Source organism: Bosea sp. ANAM02, assembly GCF_011764485.1.
In the GTDB taxonomy this organism is placed as follows: domain Bacteria; phylum Pseudomonadota; class Alphaproteobacteria; order Rhizobiales; family Beijerinckiaceae; genus Allobosea.
On sequence record NZ_AP022848.1, the window covers coordinates 1,455,850 to 1,475,857 of the forward strand.

Genomic DNA, 20,008 nt, shown 5'->3' on the forward strand with positions numbered 1-20,008 from the left:
GGCATGATGGCTTCACCCGCCACGCCGTCCTCCTCAAAGCCTGCGAAGCCGTGACATCCAATTCCATCGCCGCGCAGGAACATCGATTCCGCGCATTCCGGATATTCGACGAGGACATCGTTCTTCTCGGTTCGCTCTCGGACTTCGCTCGCGGCCGTCTGCCGCATCTGCTGGAAAACCTGCACGACCAGTTCGCCCCCTGGCCGGAGATCGCGCAGGCCCTTCGGCAGCCCGATGTGCATGAGCGGCGGCTGTCGCACTGGATCAGGCTCGCATCCGGCGACCTTCGCGAAGGCTACACCGAATCGGCCCATAGTCTGGCGAGCGTGTTCCACGAGCACGGCGTACCGGTCCATGCCGTGGTGATCTGCCATGCGATCGTCTCGAACGCCATCATCGTCGAACTCGGCCTGGACCGTCAGAGCATGATGGGATTGTCCCGGCTTTGGCGGAGGCGCGAGCTCGATCGCCGGATGGCGACGCGCACGGCACTGTCGAAGGCGACGCAGCTCGATCTCGAATTGCTGCTGGAGACCTATTCCGTCGTCCAGCAGGAGAGCCGTGACCGCACGCGCCACCAGATCGAGACTTTCGAGGTCACGGTCCGGGAAGTGGTCGGTGCTGTGAATGCCAGCGCCGGCAAGGTGGAGCGTCTTGCCGCCTCGGTGGAGAACGTGGTGGGCGAGACCAGCGCGCAGGCCGAGCGCGCGGTCGGTGCGGCCGGCGATGCTTCGGACAATGTCAGCAATGTCGCGACGGCGACGAACGAATTGTCGATCTCGCTCGACCATGTCGCGGTGGAGGTGGTGCGGGCCTCGACCATGGCGCATGAGGCGCATGCCGCCGCCCAGAAGACCGACGCGATCGTCAAAAGCCTGGCGCATTCGGCGGAAACCATCGGCTCCGTCGTCGAGATGATCCAGACCATCGCCAGCCAGACCAATCTTCTCGCGCTCAACGCGACGATCGAGGCGGCGCGCGCCGGCGAGTCCGGGCGGGGCTTCGCGGTCGTCGCGACGGAGGTGAAACAGCTATCGTCCCGGACCGCGAAAGCCACGGATGAGATCGCGGCCCAGGTTCCCGCCATGCAGGCGGCGACGCGGGAGGCGGTCGCGGCGATCGAGAGCATCGTCACCTTCGCCAGCCAGGTGAACGGCATCGCGAGCACGGTCGCGGCCAGTATCGACGAACAGCGTGCCGCCACGCAGGAGATCGCCCGCAGTGCGGATCAGGCGGCGATGGGCACGCAGGCCAATGCCGAAACCATCCTGGCGCTGAGCGACAGTGCCCAGCAGGCCGGCAAGGCGGTGCACGACGTGCTCGACGTCGCAGGAGCCCTGTCGCGGCAAGCGGCGAGCCTGAACAGTGCATTCGACGACCTGGTCCGCCAGCAGCGCGCCATCTGAAGATGTCCGGCGGCTCCGGGTGATTAGCCCCAGCCCGGCAGCGCCTCGCTGAGATGCGGGCCGACGCGCACGGCCCAGGCCGCCTTCGCCAAACCCGTCGCATCGTCGACATCGACGGCGATGCCGGAGAGCGTGCCCTCGCCGGTCGCCGGCTCGAGGCGCGCGCCCGGCACCTTCTGCAGGAAGCGGCGCACCGGCTCGTCCTTCTGCATGCCGAGCACGGAATCGTAATCGCCGCACATGCCGGCATCGGACTGGTAGGCCGTGCCGCCGGGCAGGATGCGCGTGTCCGAGGTCGGCGCATGGGTATGCGTGCCGACGACGAGGCTGGCGCGGCCGTCGAGGAAATATCCCATGGCCTGTTTCTCGCTGGTCGCCTCGGCATGGACGTCGACGATGACGGCGTCGGCGACCTCGCCGAGCGGGCAGGCCGAGAGCTCGCGCTCGACCGCGGCGAAGGGATCGTCGAGCGGGTCCATGAACAGCCGGCCCATGACGTTGACGACGAGCACGCGGGCGCCGTTGCGGGCCTCGATCACGGTGGCGCCGCGGCCGGGCGTGCCGGGCGGATAATTGGCCGGGCGGATCAGCCGGTCCTGCCGGGCGATGAAGACGAGCGCCTCGCGCTGGTCCCAGGAATGGTTGCCGAGAGTCACGGCATCGGCGCCGGCGGCGAGGATTTCGTCGCAGATCGCCTCGGTGATGCCGAAGCCGCCGGCGGAGTTCTCGCCGTTGATGACCACACAGTCGAGCTTCCAGGCCTCGCGCAGGGCGGGCAGCCGCTCCTGAACCGCAATCCGGCCGGGGCGGCCGACGATGTCACCGAGGAAGAGAAGACGCATGAAGACTCCGAACGCATAGCGCTATCGCTACGAGAGCCCTCATCCTGAGGAGCGGACTTTAAGTCCGCTCCTCAGGATGAGGGCTGTGTAAAGACAGCTTTCCGTCTTCCCTTGCTCGAATGCCCAGCGGAATCAACCGCAACGAAGAGTTTCGCGCTCGGTCACGATCCAGTCGAGACGCCTGTCATGCGGCTCGTGGGGGACGGCGTCGATCTCCTGCGCGGCATAGCCGATGCCGATGCTGACCGTCGGACCGAGCTCCGAGAGGGCGCGGTCGTAGTAGCCCTTGCCGTAGCCGATGCGGTAGCCGCGCCGGTCGAAGGCTGCGAGCGGGACGAGCAGGATCGCGGGCCTGACCTCCGGCTGGTCGGGGGCGGGGACGAGCGTGCCGAAGCCGCCGGGCACGATCGGCTCATAGGGCGCCCAGTGCCGGAAAATCATACGCCTCTCGACGATCGCGGGCAGGCAAAGCGGCAATCCGCGCTCATGCAGCCCTTCGAGGATCGGGCGGGGATCGGCCTCCGATCGCATCGGCCAATAGGCCGAGACCGGGCCGGGGCCGTCCTTCCAGGCGGGGAGGGCGAGGGCACGCGCGGCAATCTCGGCATCCCACTCGAGCCGGTTGTCGAGATCGAGAGCGTCGCGACGGGCGAGGGCCTCCGCGCGGAGCACCGCTTTGCGCGGGGAAGGTATCACCTGCGTGGCGGACGTCATCGTCATAAGGGCTGCGGAGCCACCTCGGCCGTGGAGTTTTGAATCCCGGGACACCTACTAAAGTAGGTGGGCGCCGTGTGTCCGGTTCCGATGGATCCGGTCAGGGACAGCTCCCTAGGGAGTCGTATGGGCCCGGGGAATGCTGTCTCTCACGCACCAGGCAGCCCCGCTTCGCCAATGTAGGGAGGTCGCCGGCAAAGCGCCAGTGGTGTTTGCGAAGGACGGCGCGAAATCCTCAGCAGTTCGAGCCCTCATCCTGAGGAGCCATTTCGATAGAAATGGCGTCTCGAAGGATGCTCCAGCAGGTTCCAGAGACATCTGGAGCATCCTTCGAGACGCGGACCTTCGGCCCGCTCCTCAGGATGAAGGCTGAAAAGCCCCAGACGAGCCCCCTGACCGGCGACGTGCCCGGCGATCGGGCCAGCCATGAAAACGTTCATATTTTGGCCGTGGTGCGCTGATGTTATAAAGACGCGCGCGACATGCAAGGAAACCGGTTTCAACGATGCTTCGTTCACTCCTAGCCCGCCATCTCTCCCGCCCGGGGCTTGCCGCTTTGGCACTCTCCGCCGCGCTGGCCGGCGGCGTGGTGCCAGCCGCGGCGCAGGATGCGGCCGACCTGCTGGTCCGCACGACGCGGCTGGAAAACCAGCTCCGCCAGATGTCCGGCCAGATCGAGCAGCTCCAGTTCGAGAACCGGCGGCTCTCCGAGCAGCTTCGCAAGTTCCAGGAAGACGTCGATTTCCGCCTGAACGAGAAAGGCGGCGGGCGTCCGAATACGGCTGCGCCCGGCCCGGCGGGCGCGCCGCCTGCCGGGGGAACGCCGCAGCGCCATCGCCGCGGCGACGCCTTCGATCCGACGACGCAGCAGGGCGCGGCCGGCGCGCCGCAGCCGCTCGGTGGCGGCGGCGCGATCGCCGGGATCATCGAGGATGATTATGTCGGCGGCCCGGCGACGGGCCAGCCGCTCGACCTGCAGGGCGTCGGGCGCCAGGTGCCGCAAGGGGCGCTGCCACAGGACCGGCCGCGCGGCGCGAGCGTCGCCGCGGCGAGCGGTCCACAGAGCGCCAGGGAGGCCTATGACCTCGCCTTCGCCTCGCTTCAGCGCAAGGAATACGAGCAGGCCGAGATGGGTTTCCGCCAGTTCCTGCAAAGCTATCCGCGTGACCGGCTGGCCGTCGACGCGACGTATTGGCTCGGCGAGAGCTATCTCCAGCGCCAGCGCTATCGCGAGGCGGCCGAGCAGTTCCTGAAGATCTCACAGGGGGCGCCGAAAGCGTCCAAGGCGCCTGAAAGCCTGCTCAAGCTCGGCATGTCGCTCAACGGGCTCGGCGCCAAGGAACAGGCCTGCGCGACCTATGCCAAGGTCGGCATCGACTATCCCTCCGCCCCCAATTCCGTGCGCCAGGGCGTCGCGCGCGAACGCCGCCGTTCCGGCTGCGCTTGAGCGCGGCCCCGATCGAGGACGATATCGCGCCGGTCTCGTCCGTCGAGGCCGGCGTTGTGCTTGCGGGGCTGTCGCGGGAGGCGGCCCTGCTCGTGGCCGTCTCCGGCGGGCCGGATTCCGTGGCGCTGCTGGCGCTTCTGGCTGATTGGGCCCGGATGCCCAACAGGCCGTCCCTCCATGCCGCGACCGTCGATCATGGCCTGCGCCCGGAATCGGCCGAGGAGGCCGCCGCCGTGGCTGCGATCTGTGCGAAACTCGGCGTCGGCCATGCGACCTTGCGCTGGGAGGGCTTGAAGCCCGCGAGCCGCGTGCAAGCCGAGGCACGGCGTGCCCGCTACGCCCTGCTGGCCAACGAAGCGAGACGGCTCGGCGGCGCGACGCTGGTCACGGCCCATACGCTCGACGATCAGGCCGAGACGCTCCTGATGCGGCTTGCCCATGGCTCGGGCCCGTCGGGGCTTGCGGGCATGCGGGCGCGCAGCGAGGTCAACGGCATTACGCTGGTCAGGCCGCTGCTCGGCCTTTCGAAGGCGCGGCTCGTCGCGACGGCCGAAGCGCGGGGACTGCCGTTCATCCACGACCCCAGCAACGGCGATCGCCGCTTCGAACGCGTGCGCTGGCGCGAGGCGATGCCGGTTCTGGCGGAGCAGGGCCTGACGGCGGAGCGGCTTGGCCATCTGGCCGAGCGAATGGCGCGCCTGAACGAGGCCGCCGCGCATCGTGCCGGCATAGTGCTCGCAGAGGTGCTGTTGCCGCATGGGACAGTGGATAGCGGCCTGCGCCTGCGTTTGTCCGCACTCCTCTCGGAGCCCGAAGAGATCGTACTGCGGGTGCTGTCGCAGGCGCTCGATGCGGTCGTGCCGGGCAGCGAGGGATATGGCCGGCTGGAACGATTGGAGGCCTGTGGCGGGGTTCTGATCGCGGCGGCGCGCACCGGCTCGACCCTGCGGCGGACGCTGGCGGGTTGCATTCTCTCGCTCGGCCGCGACGGCGTTCTCACGCTGCAGACGGAGCCGCCGCGCAGACGCGGCATTCACTCTTCGGCGTCATAGTGTTGCCGCGTCATTGCTTTCCCTTGGCAACGGCCTGCGCGACACCTAAATTGATCATCGGGAAACTATGGCCTCATCCGGTTGGTCCGGCAGGCCCGATCGGATAGGGAATGAACCCGAATTTTCGCAATTTCGCCCTCTGGGTGGTGATCTTCCTGCTGGTTCTGGCACTCGTCACTCTGTTCCAGAGCCCGAGCCAGCGTGCCAGCACCAACGAAATCCCCTACAGCCAGCTGATCAACGAGGCCGAGGCCGGACGCGTGTCGAACGTCGTCGTTGCCGGCCAGGAGATTTCCGGCTCGTTCTCGGATGGTCGCGCCTTCGTGACCTATGCGCCCTATGGCGATCCGAACCTGTTGAAGACGATGGCCCAGAAGGGTGTGCAGGTCTCGGCCAAGGCGCCGTCGGAAGGCACGCCCTGGTTCATGGCGCTGCTGGTCAATTCGCTGCCCTTCGTCATCTTCATCGGCCTGTGGATCTTCATGTCCCGCCAGATGCAGAACGGCGCCGGCCGGGCTATGGGCTTCGGCAAGTCGAAGGCCAAGCTCCTGACCGAGGCGCATGGCCGCGTCACCTTCGAGGATGTCGCCGGCATCGACGAGGCCAAGGAGGACCTGCAGGAGATCGTCGAGTTTCTGCGCGATCCCCAGAAGTTCCAGCGGCTGGGCGGGCGCATCCCGCGCGGCGTGCTGCTCGTCGGTCCTCCCGGTACGGGTAAGACCCTGACGGCGCGCGCCGTCGCGGGCGAGGCCAACGTGCCGTTCTTCACCATCTCGGGCTCCGACTTCGTCGAGATGTTCGTCGGCGTCGGCGCCAGCCGCGTGCGCGACATGTTCGAGCAGGCCAAGAAGAACGCGCCCTGCATCATCTTCATCGACGAGATCGACGCGGTCGGCCGTCATCGCGGCGCCGGCCTCGGCGGCGGCAATGACGAGCGCGAGCAGACGCTGAACCAGCTCCTCGTCGAGATGGACGGCTTCGAGCCGAACGAGGGCGTGATCATCATCGCCGCGACCAACCGTCCCGACGTGCTTGACCCCGCGCTGCTGCGTCCGGGCCGCTTCGACCGCCAGATCGTCGTGCCGAACCCGGATGTCGCCGGCCGCGAGAAGATCCTGCGCGTCCATGTCCGCAAGGTGCCGATGGCGCCGGATGTCGACCTAAAGGTGCTCGCCCGCGGCACGCCCGGCTTCTCCGGCGCGGATCTGATGAACCTCGTCAACGAGGCGGCGCTGCTCGCCGCCCGCCGCGGCAAGCGCATGGTCACCCATGCGGAGTTCGAAGATGCCAAGGACAAGGTCATGATGGGCGCGGAGCGCAAGTCGATGGCCATGTCCGAGGAGGAGAAGAAGCTGACCGCCTATCACGAGGCCGGCCACGCCATCGTCGGCCTCTACGTGCCGGCCGGCGTTCCCGTCCACAAGGCAACCATCATCCCGCGCGGTCGCGCGCTCGGCATGGTCAAGTTCCTGCCGGAGGGCGATCGCTACTCGATGAAGTACAAGGAGTTCACCTCGCAGCTCGCGGTCGCCATGGGCGGGCGCGTGGCGGAGGAGATCACCTTCGGCAAGGAGAACATCACCTCCGGCGCGACGGGCGACATCCAGCAGGCGACCAAGATGGCCAAGGCCATGGTCACGCAGATGGGCTATTCGGACGAGCTCGGCATGGTCGCCTATGGCGACAATCAGGAAGAGGTGTTCCTGGGCATGTCGATGGGTCGCAGTCAGTCGCTCTCCGAGGCGACCGCGCAGAAGATCGACGCCGAGGTTAAGCGCCTCGTCGACGAAGGCTATCGCGACGCCAAGGAAATCCTGACGAAGCATCACGAGGAGTTCGTCCAGGTGGCCGAGGCGCTGCTCGAGTTCGAGACGCTGACCGGCGAGGAAATCCGCGACCTGATCGCCGGCAAGCGTCCTTCGCGCGATCTCGACGACACGCCGCATGCCCCGCGCGGTTCGGCCGTGCCGAGCGCCGGCAAGGGCCGCAAGCGCGGCGAGCCGGATGCCGGCATGGAGCCGCAGCCGCAGGCCTGAGGTCGCCTTTGGCAGGAAGACATGAAGGGCGGTCGAGAGGCCGCCCTTTTTCTGGTCTGTCGCTATTCACCTCCCGCCGTCATCCCGGACAAGCCGCGAAGCGGCGCCGATCCGGGATCCATGCCTGAACCTCGTTCGGCAACGCTCCGGAATGGATCCCGGGTCGCCTTTCGGTCGCCCGGGATGACACCGCCTCTGTCGGGACCGTGGAGGCTGCCGAACCCCCTGTCACGCTCCGTCATAATTTGTGAGAAGGCGGAAAGGTTTTTTGGCTATAGAACGCCCGAAACGGGCGCGATCCGCCCCTCGGAACCGAAGACGATGACGCGCAAATATTTTGGTACGGACGGCATTCGCGGGCGGGCGAACGGCGTCATCACGCCGGACCTCGCCCTGAAGGTCGGCCAGGCCACCGGACTCGCCTTCCGCCGCGGCGAGCATCGCCACCGGGTGGTGATCGGCAAGGATACCCGCCTTTCCGGCTACATGATCGAATATGCCATGGTTGCGGGCTTCACCTCGGTCGGCATGGACGTGATGCTGCTCGGCCCGATGCCGACGCCGGCGGTGGCGATGCTGACGCGCTCGATGCGCGCCGATCTCGGCGTCATGATCTCGGCCTCGCACAACGCCTATGAGGATAACGGCATCAAGCTGTTCGGCCCTGACGGCTACAAGCTCAACGACGAGGTCGAGCGCGAGATCGAGGGACTGATCGACGGCGACCTGACCCCGCGTCTGTCGGCCTCGCCGAAGCTCGGCCGGGCCAAGCGCATCGACAGCGCCGATGCGCGCTATGTCGAGTTTGCCAAGCGTACCATGCCGCGCAACATGAGCTTGGAAGGCCTGCGCATCGTGCTCGATTGCGCCAACGGCGCCGGTTACAAGGTGGCGCCGGAAGCCCTCTGGGAGCTCGGCGCCGAGGTCATCACCATCGGCGACGAGCCCGACGGGTTCAACATCAACCGCGATGTCGGCTCGACCCATCCGGCGACGCTCGTGGCGAAGGTCAGGGAGTTGCGCGCCGATGTCGGAATCGCGCTCGACGGCGACGCCGACCGCGTGCTGATCGTCGACGAGCAGGGCCAGATCGTCGACGGCGACCAGTTGATGGCGGTGATCGCGCGCTCCTGGCTTGAGGATGGCCGGCTCTCGGCGCCCGGCATCGTCGCGACGATCATGTCCAATCTCGGGCTGGAACGCTACCTGGCCGGGCTCGGTCTCTCGCTGGCGCGCACGGCCGTCGGCGACCGCTATGTGCTGGAGCACATGCGCAATCACGGCTTCAATCTCGGCGGCGAGCAGTCCGGCCACATCATCCTGTCGGATTTCGGCACGACCGGTGACGGGCTCGTGGCGGCGCTGCAGTTGCTCGCCGTGGTCAAGCGGATGGACAAGCCGGTCTCCGAAGTCTGCCACTGCTTCGAGCCGCTGCCGCAGATCCTCAAGAACGTGCGCTACAAGAAGGGGCGTCCGCTGGAGGAGAAGCCGGTGGTCAGCGCGATCGAGGCGGCGAAGCAGCTTCTGGGCGAGGGCGGCCGCCTGGTCATCCGCCCCTCCGGCACCGAGCCGGTGATCCGCGTCATGGCCGAGGGCGACGACCGCGATCTGGTCGAACGCGCGGTCGACGATGTCGTCGAGGCTGTGACCAAGGCCGCGGCCTGATAGGCACGGGTTTCCGGTTTAACGAAAACGCTGGTCATCCCGGACAAGCGGCAAAGCCGCGCCGATCCGGAAACCATGCCTGAACCGTTCCGGAATGGATTCCGGGTCTTCGCTTCGCTGCGCCCGGGATGATAATTGGGGCCAAACGGATTCACACCACCGTGGTGAGCCCGCCATCGACCATCAGCAGGTGGCCGTTGACGTAGTCCGAGGCCGCCGAGGACAGGAAGATCGCGGCTCCCGCCAGTTCCTTCGTCTCGCCCCAGCGCCCGGCCGGCGTACGGCTGCAGACCCAGCTCGAGAAAGCCTCGTCGGCGATCAGCGCGGCGTTGATCTCGGTCGCGAAATAGCCGGGGCCGATGGCGTTGGCCTGGATATTGTGCTTGCCGAGTTCGGCGGCGAGGCCCCGCGTCATCATCTTCACCGCGCCCTTGGAGGCCGTGTAGGGGATGATGGTGGCGCGACCGAGCTCGCTCATCACCGAGCCGATGCTGATGATCTTGCCGCGCCTGCGCGGCACCATGCGCTTCGTCACGGCCTGGGTGACGTAGAACACCGAATGCAGGTTGGTGTTGATCACCTCGTGCCAGCCTTCGACCGGGAATTCCGTGATCGGCGCGCGCTTCTGCATGCCGGCGTTGTTGATCAGGATATCGATCGGGCCGATCTCGGCCTCGATCATGGCGATACCGGCCTCGACCGCGTTCTGGTCGGTGACGTCGAAAGGAGCGATGGAGGCCTTGCGGCCGGCAGCCGCGAGCGCCTGCTGCGCCCTGTCCAGCTTCGCCTTGTCGCGGCCGTTCAGCACGACATGGGCGCCCGCATCGGACAGGCCCTCCGCGAGCGCGAGGCCGATGCCCTGGCCCGAGCCGGTGACAAGCGCGATCTTGCCTTCGAGACTGAACAGTGACAGCGACATGGCGTATCCTCGCAGAGTGGCTGGTGATTGGGCAAATTTGGTTTGCGCAAAGCCTGCCTCTCTCGGTAAGCAGTTTTCAATCGATTAGACAACCACGGAAAGGCGCTTCACGTTCTCGGCCCTCATCCTGAGGAGCGGGCTTGAACCCGCGTCTCGAAGGATGTTCCAGTGCACTCTGGAGCATCCTTCGAGACGCCGCGTTCCGCGGCTCCTCAGGATGAGGGCTCGGGAAAACCGGCCGCGCCGACCAGGGAGAACCACCATGCGGGCCGTCGTCATCCATGCCGAGAAGGATCTGCGGGTCGAGCCGACCACCGCGCCCGAGCTCGGGTCGCGCGACGTGCGCGTGCGGATCGAGGCCGGGGGCATCTGTGGTTCGGACCTGCATTACTATCTGCATGGCGGGTTCGGCACGATTCGCGTGCGGGAACCGATGATCCTCGGCCATGAGATCGCCGGCCGGGTCGAGGCGATCGGAGGCGAGGTCTCGCGGGTGAAGCCGGGGGATCGCGTCGCGGTCAATCCGAGCCGCGCCTGCGGCCATTGCCGCTATTGCCAGATGGGGCTGCAGCAGCACTGCACCGACATGCTGTTTTACGGCTCGGCGATGCGCTTCCCGCATGTGCAGGGGGGCTTCCGCGACGTGCTCGTGGTCGAGGAGCGGCAGGCGGTGAAGGTGGCGCCGCGCGTCACGGCGGCCGAGGCCGCCTTTGCCGAGCCGCTCTCGGTCTGCCTTCATGCCGCCAAGCGGGCCGGGCCGCTGCTCGGCAAGCGCGTGCTGGTGACGGGGGCGGGGCCGATCGGCGCGCTCACCGTCCTTGCCGCCAAGGCTGCGGGCGCCTCCGAGATCGTCGCGACCGATGTGGTCGACGGGCCATTGCCGATTGCGCGCAAGATGGGCGCGACGGCGACGGTCAATGTCGCGGCCGATCCGGAGCGGCTCAAGGCCGAATACGGCGCGGAGAAGGGCGCCTTCGACGTGATGTTCGAGGCTTCCGGCAACCAGCATGCGCTGACCGGCGCCTTCGACGTGGTGCGGCCGGGCGGCGTCATCGTCCAGATCGGCGTCGGCGGTCAGTTCACCCTGCCGATGAACGTCGTCGTCGCCAAGGAATTCGACCTGCGCGGCTCCTTCCGCTTCCATGAGGAGTTCGATTGGGCTGTGGCGATGATCGGGTCGGGTTCGATCGATCTTTCGCCGCTGCTGACGGCGTCGATACCGGTCGACCGGGCGGTGGAGGCCTTCGATCTCGCCGCCGACAAGTCGAGGGCGATCAAGGTCCAGCTCGACTTCGCCTGAAGCCTGTCATCCCGTGCGCACTGCGGCGCGAAGTGCCGCGGTGCAGACACGGGACCGTGTTCCGAAGGAGGCGCCTTTCCTGATGACGGTCCCGTGTCTGCGCAGCGGCATTCTACGCCGCAGCGCGCACGGGATGACAGGCTTCAGCCGCTGCTGCGCCGACGCAGGGGCAGCTCCTCCGGGGGGCTGACGGCGAAGCCGTTGCGGCCGTTGCGTTTGGCGACATAGAGCGCCTCGTCGGCCCGGCTGGCGGCTTCGTTGAGCGTGTCTTCGGGTTCCAGCAGGGTCGCGCCGATGCTGGTGCTGACGGAGACGGGCAGGCCGCTGTCTAGGGTGACGGGGCGTTCCGCAGCGGCTGCCACGATTCCCGCCGCGATGGCCGACAAGTCGTCGCGATCGACATGGTCGAGCAGCAGGATGAACTCGTCGCCGCCCCAGCGGGCACAGATGTCGCGGTCTCGCAGCAGCGTCGTCATGCGGTGTGCGAGCTCGGCGATGACCGCGTCGCCGCTCTGATGGCCGTGGCGATCGTTGAGCGGCTTGAGATTGTCGAGATCGACGAGAAGCAGGCCAGCCTGATGTCCGGTGCGCCCGGCACGGCCGCGGCTTTTCGCGAAGGCACGCTCGAAGCCGCGGCGGTTGAAGACCCCGGTCAGCGGATCGGCATGGGCAAGGCGCTCGAGCTGTTCGGTCCGCTCGCGCACGGCCTCCTCGAGCCGGGCGGTGTTCTCCTCGATGCTCCGCGCCATCGTGCCGAAGGCCTGCGACAGCCGGCCGATCTCGTCGCGCCCGGCATCGATCGCGACGGCGCGGAACTCGCGGGCGCGGACATGGCTGGCGGCATGCTCGACGCGGGCGAGCCGATCCAGCACGGCGCGCTTGAACAGCAGGGTCATCAGGGCGGCGGCCGCCAGCAGCACGGCGCCGAAGAGCAGGCCGAGCGGCAGGAACAGGCTGCGATCGATGATGCGATCGATATCCATCACCGTGACGTTGAACCAGCCGAGGCGGTCGAGATAGCCGACACCGACGAGCACGCGCTTGCCGTCGACCGTCATGAAGCGCGACTGCACCAGGTCGTCGCCGGCGCCGACGCGGGCGATCATCTGGCCGAGCAGGGAGCGGTCCGTGTCGTTGTCGACGAGCTGGTAGATCGTCTTCTTGGAGGAGATGTCCTTGGTCAGGCTGTGGAAGTCGACGAGGCTCGCGTCGCGATGGGCCTGCACCGCGCCGCTGCGGTCGACGAACATGCTCTGGACGCCGGTTTGCGGGATGTCGACGACCTCGCGGATGAACTGCGTCAGGTCGAGCCCTGTGCCGATGATGCCGAGGACCCGATTGTCCTTGCGGATGATGCAGTTGATCCAGACCTTGGTGACGCGGAGATTGTCGTCATGGTCGACATTCAGATGGCAGCCGGAGCCGAGCGCGGCGGTCTTGTAGTACCAGCCGTCGCGCGGATTGCTGGCCGAGAGCGTGTAGCGCTTGCGCGCGTGCTCGTAGCTGTTGTCCCTGTCGTTGAAGTAGTAGTTGCCCGAGCCGGCGAGGACCGTGAAATAGCTGCGGTCCCGGAAGGACTGGCGGTAATGCTCCAGCTCGGCGAGGCCGCGTTCCGCCTTGTCCGGATCGCTCTCGTCCTCGGCCCAGTCGACGATCGCGGGCGCGCGGGCGACGGTCTCGGCCAGCGACACCTCGCGCATCAGCGCTTCCAGGCCGCGATAGCGATCGAACAGGATCTGCTTCTCGGCGACCAGCGTGCCGAGCTTCACCACGGTCGCGTCGACGATCCAGAGGAAGGCCGCGCCGGCCGGAATGGCGATCGCCACCAGGATGGCGAGCGTCCAGCCCATGACCCGGGCCTTCAGGCTATGCGTGCGGGGCAGACCGGTTTCGGCCTGGCTCATCGGATCGGCTTCCTTGCGGGGTAGCGCAAGGTAGAGAGCGATCCGTTGCGTAAGCTTTAAGAACGGCTAACGGATCAGCGGCATTTGCACGGGCTGTCATCCCGTGCGCGTTGCGGCGCGAAGTGCCGCTACGTAGACACGGGACCGTTTTCAGAAAGAGGCACCTTCTCGTCGCACGGTCCCGTGTCTGCGCCGCAGCGTTTCACGCTGCAGCGCGCACGGGATGACAGCGTTTAAAATAGTCCTTCGATCCGCCCCTGCGCGTCGATATGGATGCGCTCGGCCGCCGGCTCGCGCGGCAGGCCTGGCATGGTCATGATGTCCCCGCAGATCGCCACCACGAAGCCGGCGCCGGCCGAAAGCCGGAGTTCGCGCAAAGGCACGATATGGCCGGACGGCGCGCCGCGCAGGGTCGGATCGGCCGAGAAGGAATACTGGGTCTTGGCGACGCAGACCGGCAGGTCGCCGAAGCCGGCCTCCTCCAGCTCCGTGAAACGGGTCTTGAGCTTGGCATCGACGCCGACGCTCTCGGCGCCGTAGATTTCGCGCGCGATCGTCTCCAACTTCTGCCGCAGCGGCATCGCCTCGGGATAGAGCGGGGCGAAATCGGCCTCGCCCTCGTCGGCGAGCGCGGCGACCTTGCGGGCGAGCTCCTCCGCACCGGCGCCGCCATCGGCCCAATGCCGGCAGATCACCGCCTCGACGCCGAGATGGTTGCGGCAATAGTTGCGGATCAACTCATGCTCGGCAGCGGTGTCGGTCGTGAAATGGTTGATCGCGACGACCGGCGGCACGCCGAATTTCCTGATATTGTTGACATGGCAGGTGAGGTTGGCGAGCCCCGCTTCCAGCGCCTTCAAGTCCTCGCGGCCGAGCGCATCCTTGGCCACCCCGCCATGCATCTTGAGGGCACGGACGGTCGCGACGACGACGGCGGCGGCGGGCTTCAGGCCTGCCTTGCGGCACTTGATGTCGAAGAATTTCTCGGCGCCGAGATCGGCCCCGAAACCGGCCTCGGTGACGACATAGTCGGCGAGCTTCAGCGCGGCCCTGGTCGCGATCACCGAATTGCAGCCATGGGCGATATTGGCGAAAGGGCCGCCATGGACGAAGGCGGGCGTGCCCTCCAGCGTCTGCACGAGGTTCGGCATCAGCGCGTCCTTGAGCAGGACGCTCATCGCGCCGGTCGCCTTGATGTCGGCGGCAGTGACGAGGCGCTTGTCGCGGGTGCGGCCGATGACGATGCGGCCGAGGCGCGCCTCCAGATCGGCGGCGTCGCGCGCCAGGCAGAAGATCGCCATGATCTCGGAGGCGACGGTGATGTCGAAGCCATCCTCGCGCGGGAAGCCGTTGCTGGGGCCGCCGAGCGAGGAGACGATGGAACGCAGGGCCCGGTCGTTCATGTCCATGACGCGGCGCCAGGCGATGTGGCGGGTGTCGAGCCCGAGGCCGTTGCCCCAGTAGACATGGTTGTCGATCATCGCCGCCAGCAGGTTATGGGCGCTGGTGATCGCGTGGAAATCGCCGGTGAAATGCAGGTTGATCTGCTCCATCGGCACGACCTGGGCATAGCCGCCGCCGGCGGCGCCGCCCTTCATGCCGAAGCTCGGCCCAAGAGATGGCTCGCGCAGCGCGATCATCGCGCGCTTGCCGATGCGGGAGAGCCCGTCGCCGAGGCCGACGGTCGTCGTGGTCTTGCCCTCGCCGGCGGGCGTCGGGCTGATCGCAGTGACGAGGATCAGCTTGCCGTCCGGCTTCGCCTGGAAGCCGGGGATCGCCTGCGTGTCGATCTTGGCGATATACTTGCCGTAGGGGTTGAGAGCCTCCGAGGGGATGCCCGCCTTTTCGGCGATCGTGGCGATGGGCTGCAGCGTGGCTACGCGCGCGATCTCGATATCGGTCGGCATTCGTCCTCTCGGCGGCTATTCCCGCCCGCGCCTCCCCGGCGCGGGGCCGCGCGGACACTGGCCTGAAAACCTCGCCGCCGCCAGCGCTATTGCCGGCGGGGCTGGCATGATGCACAGGCGGCGCGAAACCGGGATCAGCTCGCGAGATGGGCGTTCTGCGGGAACAGGAATTTTCGCGCTTCCGCGTCGACATCGGTCTTGAAGGCGAACTGGTCCTTCAGCGAGACGGCGCGTTGCGCGGCAGGGCGTGCCGAAATCTCGTCGAGATGGCGCTTCACATGCGGGAACATCTCCGGCCAGTTTTCGCCGACTGCGAATGAGAGCCGCGTCGCCCAGCCCCAGACCGACATGTCGACCAGCGTGTAGCGCTCGCCGAGCATATAGCGGCGGTCGGCGAGCAGGTCGTTGATGATGCCCCAGTGGCGCTCCGCCTCGCGGGCATAGCGGTTGATGGCATAGGGCAGCTTCTCCGGGGCGAAGCGGCTGAAATGCACGGCCTGTCCGCAATAAGGGCCGATGCCGGTCGCGACGAACATCAGCCAGGACAGCATCTCGCCGCGCGCCTTCGGCGTGTCTTCCGGCAGGAACTGGCCGGTCTTCTCGGCGAGATAGAGCAGGATCGCATTGGAATCGAAGACGGTGACGTCGCCATCGGTCAGGGCCGGCGTCTTGGCATTGGGGTTGATCGCCAGGAATTCCGGCTTGAACTGATCGCCCTTGCGGGTGTCGACCGGCACCATCTCGTAGGGCAGGCCGGCTTCCTCCAGGAAGAGCGCGATCTTCGCCGGGTTCGGCGAGGGGTGATAGTAGAGCTTGATCATCAGGGTCTCCTCGCAAGGTGCGTTACGCCTGCCTCGGTCCGGCGACATAGGAGACGAGATCGGTCAGGGCCGCAATGGTCGCGTCGGCCTGGAAGCCGAGCTGCTCGGGCTGCATCCGAAGCGCCTTGAACATCAATGCCGGATCGATCGTCGCGGCTGCCGCGAGCTCGTCGCGCAACCTGCCGGCCGGCACGCGTTCGATACGGGCGACATGGAAGCCATGCGTCTTGGCGCCGGCGATGTCGAAGCCGTTCGAGGAGACGAAGAGAATTTCGTCGCGGGCGAGGCCGAGCCGCTTTTCGACATGGGCGTAGCCGCGTGGATCGGGCTTGTAGATGCCGATCTCGTCGACGCTGATCACGGTTTCCAGCAGGTCGGAAATCCCGGCATGGGCGACGAGCCGCTTCAGCATGTCAGGGCTGCCGTTCGAGAAGATGGCGAGGCGATACGAGGCCAGGCCTTCGAGCGCGGAGCGGGCTTCCGGATAGAGCGAGAGCGCGTCATAGGCCGCGGCGACCCTGGCCACCAGTTCGGGCGAGGAGGCGAGGCCGAGCGTCCGCAGCGTGAAGTCGAGCGAATCGCGGGTGACGGTCCAGAAGTCCTCGTAGCGATCCATCAGGGCGCGCAGCCAGGTGTATTCGAGCTGCTTCAGCCGCCAGATCTGGGTGATTGTCGCGCCATGGCCGGGGAAGGCGGTATCGGTGACGGCGGCGACCGACTGGACGTCGAAAAGCGTGCCATAGGCATCGAAAACCAGCGCCTTGATCGACATCGGGATCCTCCGTTGCGGTTGCGTCGCGGCCTGCCATCTCTCTTAGCACTCGCATCGGCGGCGTGGCGCGTGGTATCCGCACAAGCAGTTTTCACAAATGCCGACAGGTCAAGCCGATGCCACCCCGCCCCGTGATGCTGATGATCCTCGATGGCTGGGGCTGGCGCGAGGAGGCCGAGAACAACGCCGTCAGGCTGGCAAGCACACGCCATTTCGACCGGCTCTGGGCGGCGAACCCGCATGCCTTCCTGCACACGTCGGGCCTGGATGTCGGCCTGCCGCCGGGCCAGATGGGCAATTCCGAGGTCGGCCATCTCAATCTCGGCGCCGGCCGGGTGGTGATGCAGGACCTGCCGCGCATCAACCAGGCGATCGCCGACGGCTCGATCGCCGCAGCGCTTGAAGCGACCGGCCTCGTGGCCGGGCTGAAGGCGAGCGGCGGCGCCTGTCACCTGCTCGGCCTCGTCTCGCCGGGCGGCGTTCATGCCCATCAGGACCATGCGGTCGCGCTCGCCCGCATCCTGACCGCGCAGGGCGTCGCCGTGCATGTCCATGTCTTCACCGATGGGCGCGATACGCCGCCGCAATCGGCGGCCGAGTATGTGCGGGCCTTCGCCGCCGCGCTGCCGGCAGGCGCCTCCATCGCCAGCGTCTCCGGCCGCTATTACGCGATGGACCGCGACAATCGCTGGGAGCGGGTCGAGAAGGCCTGGCGCGCGATGGTGCTGGGGGAGGGCGAGCGCTTCCCGGATGCGCAGGCTGCGATCGCCGCGGCCTATGCCGAGGATGTCACCGACGAGTTCATCCTGCCGGCCGCGATCGGCGGCTATGCCGGGATGAAGGACGGCGACGGTCTGCTCAGCTTCAATTTCCGCTCGGACCGCATCCGCGAGATCCTCGCCGCCGTGCTGGAGCCGGATTTCGCCGGTTTCGCCCGGCCGCGCCGGCCGGTCCTCGCCAAGGCGGTCAGCATGACCTCCTACAGCGCCGAGCTCGACAAGGTCATGCCGATGCTGTTCGCAGCCCAGACGCTGGCCAATGGGCTCGGCGAGACGGTGGCCAAGGCCGGGCGCAAGCAGGTGCGGATGGCCGAGACCGAGAAATATCCGCACGTCACCTATTTCTTCAACGGCGGCGAGGAGACGCCCTATCCGGGCGAAGACCGGGTCATGGTGCCGTCGCCCAAGGTCGCGACCTATGATCTGCAACCCGAGATGTCGGCGCCGGAACTGACCGCCAAGGCGGTCGAGGCGATCGATTCAGGGCGCTACGATCTCGTCGTGCTCAATTTCGCCAATCCCGACATGGTCGGTCATACCGGTGTGCTGGCAGCCGCGATCAAGGCGGTCGAGACGGTCGACGCGGGCCTGGGCGCCATTGCCGACGCGATCGCGCGGCAGGGCGGGGCGCTGCTGGTCACGGCCGATCACGGCAATGCCGAACTGATGGTCGATCCCGCGACGGGCAAGCCGCATACGGCACACACCACCAATCCGGTGCCGCTGATGCTGGTCGGCGGGCAGGGCAGGGGGCTTGCCGACGGGCGCCTCGCCGATATTTCGCCAACGCTGCTCGCGCTGATGGGGCTGGCGCAGCCGGCCGAGATGACGGGTGTGTCCCTGCTGCGCTGACGAAAGCAAAACGGCGCGGGGAGGACCCGCGCCGTTTCGCAACTCTTGTCCGGTGTTCCGGATCAGTACTTGCGCACCACCGGCGGCGGCGCGAAGGCAACCGGCTCGCGCTCGACCGGGCCGCAGCAGTTCGGATCGCCGAAGTTCCAGCGCATGCCGATGCGGAAGTCGTGGCTCTCGATGTCCTTGGCCTTGAGCGGGGCCTGAACCTGGCCGGTGAAGGCGTTGATCAGGCGGCCCGACTGGGCATCGCCGAGATTGAGGTAGCGGTAGCCGGCTTCGAGGGTCAGGTTCTTGTTCACCTCGTAGCCGACGCCGGCCATCAGCGCCCAGGCGACATTGGTCTTGCTGCCGGAATTGGCATAGCCCAGCGTCGCGCCGTTGAAGTTGCCGGTCAGGGCGCCCTGGTCGGTCAGGCCGCTGATGCGGTTCTGCGCGAAGCCGATACCGGCGCCGATATAGGGCGTCAGGCAGTTCCAGGTGCCGAGATCGAAATAGCCGTTGAACAGCGTGACCAGCGAGGTCAGGTTGCCCTTGTAGGTGTTGGTCTGGTTGCCGTTGTTGAACGGGTTGAAGACGATGTCGTTCACGCCGATCTGGCCGGCGCCGCGGTATTCGCCGGTGACGTCGAAGCGCAGCCAGTTGTTGAAGCGATAGCCGACGCCGAGACCGCCGAAGAAGGCGGCGTTGTCGCTCTTGCCGAAGAAGGCGCCGCCGAACTGCGCGACGTCGTCCTGGTGATATTTGCCGACGCTCTGGAGACCGACGCCGATATCGCCGCGCAGATAGATGCCGCTCGAGATCGTGCCCTTGAGGCCGAGCGGCTCCGGCGGCGGAGGCGGCGGAGCGTAAGCGAGATCGGCGGCTTGCGCTGCGGCGGAAACGCCGAGGGCCAGGCCGCCCGCCAGCGCGAGAGTTTTCAGGCTGCCCATGGCAGTGTCCTTCGCATTTGCGCGGCGCAAGGAACGCAGCCCGCGCTTGTTACCCACGACAGGACCATGCCAGCGATTTCTTAAACGAGACTTAACCCTAACAGCTAACCTTACTGGGGACTGAACGGCGGCTGCCGTCGGAACTTTCCTCATGCGGGATGCCGGATCGGGGCGATGGCATCGCGTCAGGCTGGCGATCGTTCCCCGCCTGGGGCCGCACGCTTGCGGGCCTTGGCCGCCAGCGCCTCGAATTCCCGGCGGATCGCCTCGAGCTTGTCCTCGTCGAGCTCTTCGAGATCGAGGAGTTCCTCGCGCGCGCCTTCCAGCCGGCAGATCAGTTCGTCGAGCTTGATCTGCATCGCCGCCGTGTCGCGGTTCTGGCTGTTCTGGATGATGAAGACCATCAGGAAGGTGACGATCGTGGTCGAGGTGTTCACCACCAGCTGCCAGGTGTCGTTATAGCCGAATAACGGGCCGGAGAGCGCCCAGAGTACGATTATGGCCGCGGCGCCGATGAAGGTCTGCGGGCGCCCGGCCCAATGCGCGACGGCCTGGGACAGGCGGGTGAAGAGCGAGCGGTCGCTCTGCGGCATGCGATGCTTGGCCATGGAACGATCCCCCGAGGCCGGTTGAGGCTGTGCTGCTCTCAACGCGGCCGGG

At 67.0% G+C, this 20,008-nt stretch carries 16 protein-coding genes and 1 other RNA gene; 7 read left to right on the forward strand and 10 right to left on the reverse strand.

Translation table 11 applies throughout. The annotated features are described in order from the left end of the window. The first annotated feature begins 50 nt into the window (after positions 1-50). Complete coding sequence (locus tag OCUBac02_RS07035; protein ID WP_173044450.1) at positions 51-1,406, forward strand: globin-coupled sensor protein; 1,356 nt, start codon at positions 51-53, stop codon at positions 1,404-1,406. Positions 1,407-1,429: 23 nt separating this feature from the next. On the opposite strand, the gene OCUBac02_RS07040 is transcribed toward OCUBac02_RS07035, so the two are convergent. The 3 genes from OCUBac02_RS07040 to ssrS form a co-directional block, all read right to left on the reverse strand. After that, positions 1,430-2,248 (reverse strand): TIGR00282 family metallophosphoesterase, encoded by an 819-nt coding sequence (locus OCUBac02_RS07040; RefSeq protein ID WP_173044451.1) that lies wholly within the window; start codon positions 2,246-2,248, stop codon positions 1,430-1,432. 132 nt (positions 2,249-2,380) lie between these two features. Further along, positions 2,381-2,962 (reverse strand): 5-formyltetrahydrofolate cyclo-ligase, encoded by a 582-nt coding sequence (locus OCUBac02_RS07045; protein ID WP_173044453.1) that lies wholly within the window; start codon positions 2,960-2,962, stop codon positions 2,381-2,383. A 12-nt stretch (positions 2,963-2,974) separates the two neighbouring features. Then, a non-coding RNA gene (ssrS, locus tag OCUBac02_RS07050) (6S RNA) lies at positions 2,975-3,132 on the reverse strand. A gap of 335 nt (positions 3,133-3,467) precedes the next feature. On the opposite strand from ssrS, the gene ybgF reads away from it, so the two are divergent. The 4 genes from ybgF (at position 3,468) to glmM (ending at position 9,162) form a co-directional block, all read left to right on the forward strand. After that, positions 3,468-4,409: a tol-pal system protein YbgF gene (gene ybgF / locus OCUBac02_RS07055; RefSeq protein WP_173044455.1), complete on the forward strand. Its 942-nt coding sequence runs from the start codon at positions 3,468-3,470 to the stop codon at positions 4,407-4,409. Then, positions 4,406-5,461 (forward strand): tRNA lysidine(34) synthetase TilS, encoded by a 1,056-nt coding sequence (tilS, locus tag OCUBac02_RS07060; RefSeq protein WP_173044457.1) that lies wholly within the window; start codon positions 4,406-4,408, stop codon positions 5,459-5,461. The genes ybgF and tilS overlap by 4 nt, the downstream gene beginning before the upstream one ends. Before the next feature lie 110 nt (positions 5,462-5,571). Continuing rightward, entirely contained in the window at positions 5,572-7,497 is a 1,926-nt protein-coding gene (ftsH, locus tag OCUBac02_RS07065) for an ATP-dependent zinc metalloprotease FtsH (RefSeq protein WP_047582843.1), read from the forward strand. 321 nt (positions 7,498-7,818) lie between these two features. Then, positions 7,819-9,162 (forward strand): phosphoglucosamine mutase, encoded by a 1,344-nt coding sequence (gene glmM, locus OCUBac02_RS07070; protein ID WP_047582309.1) that lies wholly within the window; start codon positions 7,819-7,821, stop codon positions 9,160-9,162. A 151-nt stretch (positions 9,163-9,313) separates the two neighbouring features. Here the strand turns inward: glmM and OCUBac02_RS07075 are convergent, their stop codons facing one another. After that, on the reverse strand, positions 9,314-10,081 hold the full coding sequence (locus OCUBac02_RS07075; protein WP_173044459.1) for an SDR family oxidoreductase: 768 nt from the start codon (positions 10,079-10,081) through the stop codon (positions 9,314-9,316). Between the two features lie 262 nt (positions 10,082-10,343). On the opposite strand from OCUBac02_RS07075, the gene OCUBac02_RS07080 reads away from it, so the two are divergent. Next, positions 10,344-11,381 (forward strand): L-idonate 5-dehydrogenase, encoded by a 1,038-nt coding sequence (locus tag OCUBac02_RS07080; RefSeq protein WP_173044461.1) that lies wholly within the window; start codon positions 10,344-10,346, stop codon positions 11,379-11,381. Between the two features lie 143 nt (positions 11,382-11,524). On the opposite strand, the gene OCUBac02_RS07085 is transcribed toward OCUBac02_RS07080, so the two are convergent. The 4 genes from OCUBac02_RS07085 to OCUBac02_RS07100 form a co-directional block, all read right to left on the reverse strand. Next, entirely contained in the window at positions 11,525-13,285 is a 1,761-nt protein-coding gene (locus OCUBac02_RS07085; protein ID WP_173044463.1) for a sensor domain-containing diguanylate cyclase, read from the reverse strand. Between the two features lie 233 nt (positions 13,286-13,518). Beyond that, entirely contained in the window at positions 13,519-15,192 is a 1,674-nt protein-coding gene (locus tag OCUBac02_RS07090; RefSeq protein ID WP_173044466.1) for a formate--tetrahydrofolate ligase, read from the reverse strand. Between the two features lie 134 nt (positions 15,193-15,326). Further along, entirely contained in the window at positions 15,327-16,013 is a 687-nt protein-coding gene (locus tag OCUBac02_RS07095) for a glutathione S-transferase family protein (RefSeq protein ID WP_173044468.1), read from the reverse strand. A 22-nt stretch (positions 16,014-16,035) separates the two neighbouring features. After that, positions 16,036-16,785 (reverse strand): haloacid dehalogenase type II, encoded by a 750-nt coding sequence (locus tag OCUBac02_RS07100; protein ID WP_173044470.1) that lies wholly within the window; start codon positions 16,783-16,785, stop codon positions 16,036-16,038. A gap of 116 nt (positions 16,786-16,901) precedes the next feature. Here OCUBac02_RS07100 and gpmI point away from each other — a divergent pair, with 116 nt between their 5' ends. After that, the gene (gene gpmI, locus OCUBac02_RS07105; protein ID WP_173044472.1) at positions 16,902-18,416 is read left to right on the forward strand and encodes a 2,3-bisphosphoglycerate-independent phosphoglycerate mutase; all 1,515 of its coding nucleotides are present in this window, start codon (positions 16,902-16,904) and stop codon (positions 18,414-18,416) included. A gap of 62 nt (positions 18,417-18,478) precedes the next feature. Here the strand turns inward: gpmI and OCUBac02_RS07110 are convergent, their stop codons facing one another. Both OCUBac02_RS07110 and OCUBac02_RS07115 read right to left on the reverse strand, forming a co-directional pair. Further along, a complete protein-coding gene (locus OCUBac02_RS07110) occupies positions 18,479-19,348 on the reverse strand; it encodes an outer membrane protein (protein ID WP_047573552.1) in 870 nt (289 codons plus the stop codon). Positions 19,349-19,533: 185 nt separating this feature from the next. Further along, the gene (locus OCUBac02_RS07115) at positions 19,534-19,956 is read right to left on the reverse strand and encodes a low affinity iron permease family protein (RefSeq protein ID WP_047573555.1); all 423 of its coding nucleotides are present in this window, start codon (positions 19,954-19,956) and stop codon (positions 19,534-19,536) included. Between the last annotated feature and the right edge of the window lie 52 nt (positions 19,957-20,008).